Raw genomic sequence first — 12,664 nt, 5'->3', positions numbered from 1 at the left:
GGTCGGTGGGCGGGTTGCCCGCTTTCACTGGTCCTGCAGGGCGGTACGGATCGCGTCGAGGCCGGCCGGGTTGACGAGAGTGGACAGGTCACCGAGCGCCTCGCCGGTGACGAGGCTGCGGATGAGCCGCCGCATCACCTTGCCGTTGCGGGTCCTGGGCAGCTCCGGTACGGCGACCACCCGGCTGGGCCGGAACGCGGGGCCGAGCGCGTGGGCCACCCGTCCGCGGATCCGCTCGGCTTCCGGTGCGCCGATGGGCCACCCGGCCGCCGGGACCGCGAAGCACCACAGGGCCTCGCCCCTGACGGAGTGCGGTATCCCGACTGCGGCCGCCTCTGCGACGGCCGGGTCGCCGACGACGGCGTCCTCGACCTCGGCGGGCCCGAGGCGTTTGCCGGCCACCTTGATGATGTCGTCGAGGCGGCCATGGACGAACCACTCGTCACCGGTCCGGGAGACGAGGTCGCCGTGGGACCAGCGGCCCGGCCTCCGGCCGAAGTAGGTGTCGGCGAAGCGTTCCCGCGCTCGCCACAGTCCCCGGGTCATTCCGGGCCAGGAGTGCCGCACGACCAGTTCACCGACGTGTCCTTCGGGCGGCTCGGTGTCCTGGTCGTCCTCGATCGCCGCGTCGATGCCCAGGCAGGGCCCCGAGAAACTGCACGGCGACTGGGGCAGGGTGGGCGCGGAGGCGAGCAGGGATCCGCCGACCTCGGTGCCGCCGCAGATGTTGATCACCGGGCAGCGTTTGCCGCCGAAGTCGGCGAAGTACCAGCGCCACGCCTCCTCGGTCCACGGCTCGCCGGTGGAGCCGAGGACGCGCAACCGGGACGGCGCCGGATGCTTCGGGTCGTGGCCCATCAGCATGCGGGCCAGGCTGGGCGAGCTGCCGAAGACGGTGACCCCGTGGTCGTCGAGCAGCCGCCACAGGCGGGTGACGTCCGGATGGTCGATCGCGCCCTGGTACGCCAGGACGCAGGCGCCGGCGAGGGTGGCGCCCACGGCGACGAGCGGGAACATGATCCAGCCGGGGTCGGTGACCCAGAAGGCCACGTCGTCCGGCCGCAGGTCGAGGTTGTACCGGGTCTCGCTGCCGACCTGGACCGGGAAGCCGCCGTGGGTGTGCATCGCGCCCTTGGGCCGCCCGGTGGTGCCCGACGTGTGCAGCAGGAGGAAGGGGGTGCCGGTGGGGAGCGAGACGGTCTCGGCGGGCTCGGCGCCGGAGAGGCTGTGCCAGGTCGTCGTCGCGGGCCCCGGCGAGGCGGTCGGCTCGTCCAGCGACACGTCGCCCGCCCAGGAGGGCCTCGATGCACGGGGCGTTGCGCCCGCCCCTACGGGTGCGGACGGCACGTTCCGGCGGCTCTGCCCGGAGGGATCCAGCGGGGCGCCCGGCTCTTCTGGAACGACGACGAGATGACGTACGCACGTGGCCTTTTCCAGTGCTGTACGGGCCACCGTCTCCATGTCGTACCGGCGGCCGTGCCGGGTGGCGGCCGCCGCGGTGACCAGGACCTTCGCCCCGGCGTCGACAAGCCGTACGGCGATCGCCCCGGTGCCGAAGCCGGAGAACAGCGGCACCAGCACGGCGCCGATGCGCGCGCAGGCGAAGAGCAGGACGAAGGCCTCGGGACCGGCCGGCAGATACCCGGCCACCCGGTCGCCCTCCACGACCCCGAGGGCGCGCAGTCCGCCTGCCACCCGGGCGCTGCGGGCGGCGACCTCGTCGTACGTGAGAACCCCCTGCGTGCCGTCCTCCCGCTCCCAGCGCAGGGCGGGAGCCCGCCCGCGCCCCTGCCGTAGATGGCGGTGGAGACAGGAGTCCACGAGGTTGGTGCGTCCGCCCGGGAACCAGCGGGTGGAGGCGATGCCTCCGGTGTCGTCGCACACGCGCGTCGGCGGCGTGTGCCAGACGATGCCGATGTCCGCCGCGGCCCGTTCCCAGAACCACTGGGGGTGGGTGACGGACCTGGTCTGCAGTTCGCGGTAGCCGCCGTCGATGCCGTGCTTGCGGCAGAAGGCCGCGATGTTGCCGTGTTCGGTGAACTCCGGCGTGGGATGCCAGACGTACTCGCTCATCGGGTGCCGTCCGGGTTCTCGATCAGTGCGGCGATTCCTTGGCCGCCGCCGATGCACAGGGCGATCACGGCCAACCGGCCGCCCGTGCGGCGCAGTTCGTGAGCCGCCTTGAGCAACAGGACGGTTCCCGTGGCGCCGATGGGATGGCCGAGTGCGATCGCCCCGCCGTTCGGATTGACGCGGTCCGGATCGAGCTTGAGTCCGTCCATGACGGCCAGGACCTGGGCGGCGAACGCCTCGTTGAGTTCGATCACGTCGATCGCTTCCAGGGTGAGGCCGTTGCGATGCAGTAGGCCGCGGATCGCCTCGGCCGGGGCGACGCCCATGATCTCCGGCTCCAGCGCGGTGACGACCGCGTCGCGCAGCCGGCACAGCGGTGCGGCGCCGGGGGTGAGATCGGCCGAGCGCATCAGCAGCACGGCGGCAGCGCCGTCGTTGATGCCGGCGGAGTTCCCGGCGGTGATCGTGCCGTTCTGCGCGAACACGGGAGCCAGGCCGGCGAGCTTGTCCACCGTCGTGCCGGGCCGGGGATGTTCGTCCCGCTCCACGACGCCGCCCTGGGTGGCCACGGGCACGATCTGCTCGTCGAAACGTCCCTCGCGGACGGCGACGGCGGCCCGGCGCTGACTCTCGGCGGCCCACCCGTCCTGGCGCTGCCGCGAGATGTCGTACCGGTCCGCCACCACCTCGCCCGTCATGCCCATCGGGTAACGCCCGAAGGGGTCGGTGACCAGGGAGACGGTGCCGTCCACGGTCGGCTCTCCGGGAACCTCGTCGGGGGCCCGTTCGCTGTAGTCGAGCAGCGGCTGACGGGTCATCGACTCGTTGCCGCCCGCCACGACGACGTCCGCCTCGCCGACGGTGAGGCTCTGCGCGGCCGACCAGACGGCCTGCAGTCCGGACCCGCACAGCCTGTTGACGTTGTACGCGGGGGTCGTCACGGGTAGCCCCGCGGCCAGGGACGCACGCCGAGCGTTGAACGCGTCGGGGCCCACCTGGCCCACGCAGCCCAGGACGACCTCGCTCACGGCGCCGAGGTCCAGCCCACCGCCGACGACCGCCTCGCGGATCACGAGGGCGCCCAGCCGGTGCGCGGGAGTCGAGCTCAGTGCGCCCTTGTATCGGCCGATCGGGGTACGCGCCCCGTGGACGACGGCGATGTCTACGGGCATCGGGGGTCACTCCTTCGCTGTGGGCTCCGCGTCCGCACTGGACTCGGCGGACACGCTGGAGGCGGCGGACGCGCTGGACGTCGCCGGGTGTGCGGCGAGCAGGGTGAGGGCGTCCCGGTCGGGTCGGATCAGGAGCGCCGAGACCACGGCACCGGCGATCAGCAGACAGGCGGCCAGGTCGAAGGCCCGACCGTAGCCGGCGGCCTCGGTGGGCGCCGCGTCGATGATCCGCCCGGTCACATAGGGGGCGAGCAGGCTCGAGAGCGCGGCGAGGGCGTACGACAGGCCCAGGGCGGCGCTGCGCCGGCCGACCGGGCAGATGTCCGCGATCGCCGCGTTGGTCAGGGGGGTCTGTCCGTTGCCCGCGGAGAACGCCAGGACCAGCAACGGCAGCAGGAGGACGGCGGGACCGGCCCGAGTCGCGAATAACAGACAGATGCCGGCGAGAAGCGGCAGCAGCGCGCCGACCAGTCCCTGCGCGACCCGGGCGGTCACCCCTCTCCGCAGCAGCCGGTGCGCGACGGCACCCGCGGTGAGGACCAGGACGGCCATGGACAGGGCCGGCAGACCGACGATCCCGCTGATCTCCGCGTCACTGAAGCCCACCTGGTCCTCCAGGAAGAGCGGCAGCCAGGCGAACCCCAGGGAGAGCGTCCACATGACCGCGAAGGTGGAGAAGGTCGCCCCGAGCCAGGTGCCCGTTGTGACGATGCGCCGGAAGGGGACCGTGGGACGCGCCCCGTCGGCGGAGACCGCCGGGACGTCCCCTGCCGCCGGTTCGTCGTCTGCCGGTCCGGGGCCCAGGTGTGCGGCGTACGGCCCGCCACCGCCGACCCGCAGCCAGACCAGGGTCCACACCACCCCGGCGGCCCCGAGCAGGCCGAACGCGGCCCGCCAGCCGAGGGTGTTGGTGACCAGGACGACCAGCGGGGCGGCCAGGACGGTGCCCCCCGCGCCGCCCGCGACCACGACGGCCGAGGGCAGCGCGCGCCGCTTCTCCGGAAACCAGGTGAACGCCGTGTAGTTGGCCAGCGGGAAGCCCGGCCCCTCACCCGCACCGAGCACGACCCGGGTGGCGACGAGGGCTCCGAATCCTGTGGCGGGGAGGAGGATCGGCAGTTGCGCCGCCGCCCAGACGAGGGCGAGCACGGCGAGCAGGGGCCGGGGGCGGATGCGGTCGCCCAGGAAGCCGACCGAGACGGCCGAGAGGCTGAACAGGAGGTAGAAGCTGCTGGCGATGGTGCCGAACTCGGTGGCGGAGAGCCCGAGGTCGTCCTTGATGGGGCCCGCGGTCAGGCCGAGGACGGCCTTGTCAGCGGCGTTGACGACGATGAAGAGCGCCAGCAGGACCAGGACGGTGCGGGCCCGGCGGCGGGTGCCGTCCGCCGTGGCCGACCGGGTGTCCGCCCCAACGGTCATGCGCGGGCCAGACGTTCGTCGAGCCAGTCGAAGACCCGCTGGTGAAAGCGGAGTGCCGCGCCCTCCTGACAGTGTTCGCCGGCCCCTTCGGCGACGGTGAACAGCATCAGCTCCTTCGCGCAGCGCAGCGCCTCGTACACCCGCCGGGCCTCGCCGTGAAAGGGCAGGTCGTTCTCCGCGTCGAGGACGAGCGTGGGGCAGGTGATGTGCGCGGCCGCGGTGTCGAGGTTGTACGGAGCGCAGGCGCGCAGCGCCTCGGGGGGCGTCTTGGCCCCGAAGACCCACATGCCGTGCCGCAGGAACCAGCGCGCCTGGGTGCTCTGGGCCATGGTGACGGCCAGCGCGGGCCCGGCCACGTCGTCCCGGCCGTCCGTCACCCACTCGCCGAGGTAGGGCGGAAGGCCGCGAAGGGGGACCTCGTAGAAGTCGTAGACCCCGTTGTGCAGGACGCACGCGGCGAAGCGGTTCTCGAAGGCCGTGGCGCGGGCGGCCAGCAGTCCGCCGAAGCTGGTGCCGAACAGCACAAGCCTCTCAGGGTCCACCTCCGGGCGGGTCAGGGCGTGGTCCACCACGGGCGTGACCACGTGTTCCCAGTCCGGCCGGAAGACCAGTCCCTGCTCCCGGCGGACGGACTGCTGGCCGGGGCCTTCGAAGGCGAGGACGTGGTAGCCGCGGCGCAGTGCCCCGCCGGCCGCCATGAAGTACAGCTCCTCCAGGGTGGAGTCGTATCCGCCGTGGTGGATGACGGTGGGCCGGCTGCGGCCCGTGTCGTCCACGAGGAACAGGTATCCCGGGAGGGTGGTGTCCTCGTAGGGGATCCGCAGGGGCACGACCGGGGTGTCGAACAGCTGTGCCGCCTGCGCGAACGTCTGCCGTGAGCACCGGGCGAGGCGGGCCGACTCGAGGTCGGAGTCCCGGTCCTCGACGCGGAAGAAGTCGGCGGTGCGGTAGTAGTTCGAGGCCCGCAGGAGGGACTCGCGGGCGCTGACCCGGTGGCCGGCGGCGAGTGCCTCGGCACCGACACGGTGGAGGCGTTCGGCGACGGCGGTCCACCCCCGGCACCAGGCCTCCTCGTCGCCGTCGGGGATGTTGCGGGAGGCGGCCAGGACCTCGCCGAGATCGGCGCCCGCGTAAGCGGCGTGCCCGGCCGTGCGCAGCGCCTGGAACGAGAACGCCGCGTCGTCGAAGAGGAACTTCATCGGGACCCCTTTCGAGATGGAACGGAACAGAGCCGTTCCGTCTCGCGCCGGAACGTACACCCGGCCCGGACGGAACGCAACCGTTCCGTTCGGTGTTAATCTCCCGCAGTGGAATCGACCAGCCGTGACGACGTCGACCGCAGGCCCACGGGCTCCGCGGTCCTGCGGGAGTCCGTGACCGAGACGATCAGGCGGGCGGTGTTCGAGGAGCTCGCCCAGACCGGGTTCGCGCGGATGTCGATGGAGGCCGTCACCCGCCGGGCCCGCGTCGGCAAGGCGGCCCTCTACCGCCGCTGGCCCTCCAAGGAGGCGATGGTCGTGGAGCTGGTCTCCGAGGCCGCCGCCGAACACCTCCCCGCGACGGCTGGCTCCGGGTCACTGCGCGACGACGTCGAACGGTTCGTCCGGGACACCATGGCCGACCTCCACCATCCACTCGTCGGCCGGATCGTCCCCGACCTGGTTGCCGAGTCGGCCCGCAACCCCTCGCTCAGCGCCGCGCTCCACGAGGCGGTCCTCGCCCCCCGGCGCGCCGCGGTGGCGACGGTGCTGCACCAAGCGATCGACCGCGGAGAGCTGCCGGCCGACATCGACATGGGCCTGGCCGTCGACCTGTTCGGCGCCCCGTTGTACTTCAGAATGCTCGCGGTCGGCGGACCCACCGACGACGCCTACGTCGCCCGCCTCACCCGCGCCGTCCTCTCGGCGCTCGCCGCCAGCCGCTGAGCAAGGCGGCCCTGAGGCGCGACGCACTCGCGCGCGTCACCGAATGCGGGCATGAGGCAGGCGTGCAGCGCCGAGAGCTGTCGCGCCGGGACCATCCGCGTGAAGAGGTGCCCCTGGCGTCGAACTTGTCAGCGACGGCGGCCCGTTGGGGCGGCTTCCGGGTGCGGTGATCTCGACGCGATAGCCGACCCGGGTCTGCCAGATCCGCGTCCAGGCCGCATCGCATCGCGCGCCGAACCTGATCTCGAGCCCGGCTCCCGCGCGGGTGCGCCAGTCGGCCAGCGTGCGCGCGTCCCGCCCGCAGGCCATGCCTCCAGGACAGCCATCCTGGAGATCTAGCTGGCCCCGATGAAGGTCGGTTCCGGGCTGTCGGGCCGTGCGAAGGGCGGCCGCCTCGCGCACAGCATCCCGGCCGCGACGAGGCGGCGCCGGCCGCCGAGGCCCTTGCGGCGGAGGCCATCGACGCGCCCAACCCCCGGTCCCAGACCACGGCAGAGGCCGAAGCCGCAGTGGAAGGAGACAAGTGATGACCAAGCCACTGAGCGCGTCCCGGCTGGTGGAGATCCTCCGCGCGGAGGGTGTCACGGTCCACGAGGTACGCAACTGGCGTACGCACAACCGTAATGCGAAAGGCCCCTGGGGCCCGATGAACGGCGTGATGATCCACCACACCGTGGCTTCGGGCACCGACTCGTCCGTGGTCCTGTGCTACGACGGCTACGCACCCCCGCCCGGCCCCCTGTGCCACGGCGTGATCGACAAGAAGGGGCACGTCCACATGGTCGGCAAAGGCCGCGCCAGCCACGCGGGGCTCGGCGACGGCGACATCCTGCCCGCCGCCGTCAACGAAACGAAGCTGCCGCCCGGCAAAGAGGCCGACACCGACGGCAACCGCCACTTCTACGCTTCGAGTGCATCAGCCTCGGCGACGGCAGGGACCCCTGGCCCGAGGCGCAGAAGGAGGCCATCGAGACGGTCTCGGCCGCGATCTGCCGCCACCACGACTGGAGCGAACGCTCCGTCATCGGCCACGAGGAGTGGGAGCCGGGCAAGCAGGACCCGCGCGGCTCACGATGGACGGCATGCGCTCCCGCATCGCGAACCACCTGCGGGGCAAGCCGGGCGGCGGCGGAGGCTCTGCCCCCGGCCCCAGCCCCGGCCCGAGTACGCGGCGCTCCCGGGCGCCGGTTCCTTCCAGATCGGCCGCCGCGACGCGGTGATCACCGCCATGGGCAAGCGCCTGGTCGCGGAGGGCTGCGGCCGTTACGAGGAGGGCCCGAGCCCCGACCGCCGACAAGCGGACAGACGGTCGCCCGGACAGCCCCGCTCGGGGTTCACCCCATGAAGCTCAAGCGCACCTGACGGCTCGGATTATCCCTGTTCGTGTCCACGAGGCACACCGACTGCCAGGTGCCGAGTTCCAGCCGTCCGTCCACGACGGGCAGCGTCGCGTGTGGCGGGACGAGGGCCGGGAGGACGTGGTCGCGGCCGTGGCCGGGGCTGCCGTGGCGGTGCTGCCAGCGGTCGTCGGCGGGCAGGAGGGCGTGCAGGGCGGCCAGGAGGTCGTCGTCGCTGCCGGCGCCCGTCTCGATGATGGCGACACCGGCCGTCGCATGCGGCACGAAGACGTTCAGCAGCCCGTTGCGGCCCGCCGCCGCCTCCCGCAGGAAGGCCTCGCAGTCGCGGGTGAGGTCCACGACCCGCTCCGAGGAGCCGGAAGCGACGTTCAGAACTCGGGTGGTGAAGGCGTCTGACATGCCCTCCATCCTCGCCCATGCGGCGGAGTCCACACGTCAGGAGACGGCCGGGGGTCGATACGCAAGGTCCACTTCGCGGGACACCGTTGACCACGACCACGCCATCTTGCTTCCTTCGGCGGCATGTTGCGTTCAGCCCTGCTCACCACTCGCGGTCACATCGACCTGCTGCGGGTGGCCTCCGCCGCGTGTCGCCGCGGCTGCTGACGCCCCACTTCTCCCTCACCTCCTCCGCATCCGCGGCACCGCCCTGCGCTCACCCGTGACTCGTCAAGGCCGACACCGACGCCCCCTCCCGAACGTGGGCAAAGGTGGGGGCGAAGGACACGGGATGCCCTACGAGGTGGGCTTCGGCGACTTCGTGGACCCGCGCTACAACGGCGACCCGCCGCCGTCGATCACGCGGGCCCGCAGGTAGACCCCGGGGAAGATCCGCGCCCCCAAGGCCGTTGGTAGAAGCGTGAACAACACTGAGGCGGTCGAAGCGGTCGAAGCGGTCGACGTAGTCGTCACAGGCGCTGGTCAGGCAGGTCTGTCCAGCGCCTACCACCTGCGGCGCACCGGTTTCGAGCCGGGCCGCGACTTCGTCGTCCTCGACCACTCCCCCGGTCCGGGCGGCGCCTGGCAGTTCCGGTGGCCGTCCCTGACGTACGGCAAGGTGCACGGGATGCACTCGCTGCCCGGTATGGAGCTGACCGACGCCGATCCCGCGCGGCCGTCCACCGAGGTCATCGCGGAGTACTTCGACACCTACGAGCGGACCTTCGACCTGCGGGTGCGGCGGCCCGTCGACGTGCGTGCCGTGCGCGAGGGCCCGGGCGGGCGGCTGCTCGTCGAGACCTCGGCGGGAACGTGGGCGACGCGGGCCCTGATCAACGCGACCGGCACCTGGGACCGGCCGTTCGTGCCGCGCTACCCCGGACAGGAGACCTTCCGGGGGCGGCAGCTGCACACCGCGCAGTACCCGGGGCCGCAGGCGTTCGCCGGTCGGCGGGTCGTGGTCGTGGGCGGCGGCGCCTCCGGCACCCAGCATCTGCTGGAGATCGCGCCCTACGCGGCGGCCACGACCTGGGTCACACGGCGCCCGCCGGTGTTCCGCGAGGGTCCCTTCACCGAGGACGTGGGCCGGGCGGCGGTCGCGCTCGTCGAGGAGCGGGTCCGGCGGGGACTGCCGCCGAAGAGCGTGGTCTCGGTCACGGGACTGCCGCTGAACGACGCCGTCCGGCAGGGGCTGGCGGACGGGGTCCTGGACCGCCGTCCCATGTTCGAGCGGATCACACCGGACGGGGTGGAGTGGAGCGACGGGCAGCGCGTGGAGGCCGACGTCATCCTGTGGGCGACCGGCTTCCGCGCCGTCGTCGACCATCTCGCCCCGCTGCACCTGCGCGAGCCGGGCGGCGGCATCCGGGTGGAGGGGACGCGCGCGGTCGCCGACCCGCGTGTCCACCTGGTCGGCTACGGCCCCTCCGCCAGCACCATCGGCGCCAACCGGGCAGGCCGTGCGGCCGTACGGGACATCAGGCGGCTGCTGGCCGAGGAGCCGGTGGCCGCGTGAGGCACCGGCCAGTATCCGCGTGACGTCCCGCCGGCTCACCCGGTCGGCTTCGGGCTCGCCTTCTTCTGCCGGGCGTTGAACTCGGCGACGCTGCGCTGGTGTTCCGTGTAGTCGGCCGTGAAGCGGGTGTCGCCCGCCTTGACCGTGACGAAGTACAGCCAGTCGCCGGCGGCCGGACTGATCGCGGCACGCATCGCCTCGTCGCCCGGACTGCCGATCGGCGTGGGCGGCAGGCCCATGCGCTGGTACGAGTTGTAGGGGCTCTCGATCCGGGTGTCGGCCTCGGTCGTCCGGCGCGTGGAGCGCTTCAGGGCGTAGTTGACGGTGGAGTCCATCTGGAGCGGCATCCCGCGTTCGAGCCGGTTGAAGATGACCCGGGCCACCTTGGCCATGTCCGCCTTGGTGGCGGCCTCGGCCTGGACGATGCTCGCGATCGTGACCGCCTGATAGACGTTCATCGCGTTGCGCTGCGCCCCGGCGGCGATGGGCGCGCCGCTGAACTTCTGGTTGGCGGTGTCGACCATGGCCGACAGCAGCGAGTCCGGCGTCGCCTTCTTCCCGTTCTTCTCCAGCGGGTACGTCGCCGGGAAGAAGTAGCCCTCGGGGTTGCCGTCGGCGTCGTTCGGCAGCTTCAGGTCGAGCTTGTCGAGGGACTTCTTCGTGGTGCCGGACGGCAGGGCGAGGGCCTTGTCGACGGCCGTGTAGACCTGGCCGGCGCGCCAGCCCTCGGGGATCACCAGCGAGGTGGGCCGGGCCGCCTCCTCCTCGCCCATGACCAACTGCGGCACCGCCACGGCGGTGCCGGCCACGACGGCGCCGGCGGCGATGAGAGCCATACGTCCCCGGCGCGTCAGTCGAATCGTGCTCCGTGGCGGAGTGTTCAAGTACATGCGGGCACGGTATCCCGCACATGCTTACAAACCTGGCATAACGTCACCCCGTGGGCTCCAGTTGGGCGTCCCGCCTGACCAGCGCCGCATAGCGCCCGTCCCGCTCCAGCAGTTCCTCGTGCGTGCCCCGCTCCGCGACCTGCCCCGCGTCGAGGACCACGATCTGGTCGGCGCCCCGGATGGTGGACAGCCGGTGCGCGATGGTGACCGTGGTGCGGTTGGCGGACAGGGCGTCGATGGCGTCCTGAACGGCGTGCTCGGTACGGGTGTCCAGGGCACTGGTCGCCTCGTCGAGGATGAGCACCGGCGGGTCGCGCAGGATGGTGCGGGCGATGGCCAGGCGCTGCTTCTCCCCGCCGGAGAAGCGGTGGCCGCGCTCGCCGACGACGGTGTCGTAGCCGTCGGGCAGGGACGCGATGTGGTCGTGGATCTGGGCCGCCTTCGCCGCCGCGTGCAGTTCCTCGTCGGTGGCGTCGGGCTTGGCGAAGCGCAGGTTGTCGGCGACCGTGGCGTGGAAGAGGTACGTCTCCTGCGAGACGACGCCGACCGCGCGGGCCAGGGTGTCGAAGTCGAGGTCGCGCACGTCCACGCCGTCGAGGGTGACCCGGCCGCCCGTCACGTCGTACAGCCGCGGCACGAGGTGGCCGAGGGTCGACTTCCCGGCGCCGGTCGGGCCGACGACCGCGAGGCTGCCGCCCGCCGGGACGGTGACGTCGATGCCGTCGAGGATCGGGCCGCTCTTGCCGTCGTAGCCGAACTCGACGCTCTCGAAGCGGACCTCGCCCTTCACGCGGTCGAGGTGGACGGGCTCCGCGCGCTCGGTGATGTCGATGGGCAGGTCGAGGTACTCGAAGATGCGCTGGAAGAGCGCGAGCGAGGTCTGGATCTGGACGCCGGTGGACAGCAGGCTGACCGCCGGGCGGAACAGGCCCTGCTGGAGCGAGACGAAGGCGACGATCGTGCCGATGGAGACCTGCGGGCCGCCGACCTGGAGGACCACGCCGGCGGTCCAGTAGATGAAGGCGGGCATGGCGGCCATGACCATGGTGATGACGGCCATGCGCCAGCGGCCGGCCATGTTCGACCGCACCTCGAGGTCGACGAGTTGCTCGGACTCGTCGGCGAAGGCCTTGGTCAGCGAGTCGGAGCGGCCCATGGTGCGGCCGAGCAGGATGCCGCTGACGGAGAGCGACTCGGTGACGGTGGCGGCCATCGCGGCCATCTGCTTCTGGCGCTGGGTGGTGATCTTCTTGCGTTCGTTGCCGACGCGGCGGCTGATCCAGACGAAGACCGGCAGCAGGAGCAGCGAGACGACGGTCAGCCGCCAGTCCAGGGCGATCATCGCGACGATCGTGGCGACCACGCTGGTCAGGTTGGAGACCAGGGACGTCGCCGTGGAGGTGACTGTCGCCTGCATGCCGCCGATGTCGTTGGCGATGCGGGACTGGACCTCGCCGGTGCGGGTGCGGGTGAAGAAGGCGAGCGACATGCGCTGCAGGCGGCCGTAGACCGCGGTGCGCAGGTCGTGCATGACGCGCTGGCCGACGGTCGTCGAGATCAGGGTCTGGAGCACGCCGAAGACGCTGGTCAGGACGGCACTGAGGATCATGCCGAGCGCGAGCAGACTGAGCAGGCCGGTGCGGCCCTCGGGGATGGCGACGTCGAGGATCGCCTTGAGCAGGAACGGCGTGGCGACGCCGACCAGCGACGAGGCGCCGACGAGCAGACCGACGACCGCGAGGCGGCCACGGTAGGGACGGAAGAGTCTGAGGATGCGACGCACCTGCCGCGGCTGTTCCTGCTGCGCGGCGGATGACGTCCAGGCGGTTTCGTGGTCGGGATGCATGGGCTCCTACGGAGGTGTGGCGATGCG

The 12,664-nt window shown here is 72.2% G+C and carries 11 protein-coding genes and 1 pseudogene; 4 read left to right on the top strand and 8 right to left on the bottom strand.

The window, feature by feature from the left end; all coding sequences use genetic code 11:
- Window positions 1-24: 24 nt before the first annotated feature.
- Genes AC3ETA_RS16110 through AC3ETA_RS16095 form a run of 4 tightly spaced genes read right to left on the bottom strand, consistent with a single transcriptional unit; the run spans window position 25 to window position 5,863 of the window.
- A complete protein-coding gene (locus tag AC3ETA_RS16110; protein WP_432193564.1) occupies window positions 25-2,073 on the bottom strand; it encodes an AMP-binding protein in 2,049 nt (682 codons plus the stop codon).
- Entirely contained in the window at window positions 2,070-3,245 is a 1,176-nt protein-coding gene (locus AC3ETA_RS16105; RefSeq protein WP_432193563.1) for a thiolase family protein, read from the bottom strand. The genes AC3ETA_RS16110 and AC3ETA_RS16105 overlap by 4 nt, the downstream gene beginning before the upstream one ends.
- 6 nt (window positions 3,246-3,251) lie before the next feature.
- On the bottom strand, window positions 3,252-4,664 hold the full coding sequence (locus tag AC3ETA_RS16100; protein WP_432193562.1) for an MFS transporter: 1,413 nt from the start codon (window positions 4,662-4,664) through the stop codon (window positions 3,252-3,254).
- Complete coding sequence (locus tag AC3ETA_RS16095; protein WP_432193561.1) at window positions 4,661-5,863, bottom strand: alpha/beta hydrolase family protein; 1,203 nt, start codon at window positions 5,861-5,863, stop codon at window positions 4,661-4,663. The genes AC3ETA_RS16100 and AC3ETA_RS16095 overlap by 4 nt, the downstream gene beginning before the upstream one ends.
- Before the next feature lie 108 nt (window positions 5,864-5,971).
- On the opposite strand from AC3ETA_RS16095, the gene AC3ETA_RS16090 reads away from it, so the two are divergent.
- Complete coding sequence (locus AC3ETA_RS16090) at window positions 5,972-6,589, top strand: TetR/AcrR family transcriptional regulator (protein ID WP_432193560.1); 618 nt, start codon at window positions 5,972-5,974, stop codon at window positions 6,587-6,589.
- Between the two features lie 36 nt (window positions 6,590-6,625).
- Here AC3ETA_RS16090 and AC3ETA_RS16085 read toward each other — a convergent pair whose 3' ends face one another.
- Window positions 6,626-6,898 (bottom strand): DUF2690 domain-containing protein, encoded by a 273-nt coding sequence (locus tag AC3ETA_RS16085; RefSeq protein ID WP_432193559.1) that lies wholly within the window; start codon window positions 6,896-6,898, stop codon window positions 6,626-6,628.
- 217 nt (window positions 6,899-7,115) lie between these two features.
- On the opposite strand from AC3ETA_RS16085, the pseudogene AC3ETA_RS16080 reads away from it, so the two are divergent.
- Window positions 7,116-7,925: pseudogene (locus AC3ETA_RS16080) on the top strand (N-acetylmuramoyl-L-alanine amidase); the annotation flags it as partial.
- On the opposite strand, the gene AC3ETA_RS16075 reads toward AC3ETA_RS16080, so the two are convergent.
- Window positions 7,924-8,346: a secondary thiamine-phosphate synthase enzyme YjbQ gene (locus AC3ETA_RS16075; protein WP_432193558.1), complete on the bottom strand. Its 423-nt coding sequence runs from the start codon at window positions 8,344-8,346 to the stop codon at window positions 7,924-7,926. The pseudogene AC3ETA_RS16080 and the gene AC3ETA_RS16075 overlap by 2 nt on opposite strands.
- A gap of 123 nt (window positions 8,347-8,469) precedes the next feature.
- On the opposite strand from AC3ETA_RS16075, the gene AC3ETA_RS16070 reads away from it, so the two are divergent.
- Both AC3ETA_RS16070 and AC3ETA_RS16065 read left to right on the top strand, forming a co-directional pair.
- Window positions 8,470-8,553, top strand: a complete 84-nt coding sequence (locus AC3ETA_RS16070; RefSeq protein ID WP_349817350.1) for a putative leader peptide — start codon at window positions 8,470-8,472, stop codon at window positions 8,551-8,553.
- Between the two features lie 253 nt (window positions 8,554-8,806).
- Complete coding sequence (locus AC3ETA_RS16065) at window positions 8,807-9,901, top strand: NAD(P)-binding domain-containing protein (RefSeq protein ID WP_432193557.1); 1,095 nt, start codon at window positions 8,807-8,809, stop codon at window positions 9,899-9,901.
- 35 nt (window positions 9,902-9,936) lie between these two features.
- Here AC3ETA_RS16065 and mltG read toward each other — a convergent pair whose 3' ends face one another.
- On the bottom strand, window positions 9,937-10,791 hold the full coding sequence (gene mltG / locus AC3ETA_RS16060; RefSeq protein ID WP_432193556.1) for an endolytic transglycosylase MltG: 855 nt from the start codon (window positions 10,789-10,791) through the stop codon (window positions 9,937-9,939).
- A 43-nt stretch (window positions 10,792-10,834) separates the two neighbouring features.
- A complete protein-coding gene (locus AC3ETA_RS16055; RefSeq protein WP_432193555.1) occupies window positions 10,835-12,637 on the bottom strand; it encodes an ABC transporter ATP-binding protein in 1,803 nt (600 codons plus the stop codon).
- Between the last annotated feature and the right edge of the window lie 27 nt (window positions 12,638-12,664).

The sequence above is a fragment of the Streptomyces sp. bgisy027 genome (genome assembly GCF_057710365.1).
The sequence above is the reverse complement of the archived record's forward strand: the minus strand, read 5'-3'. Positions and strand labels throughout refer to the sequence as shown.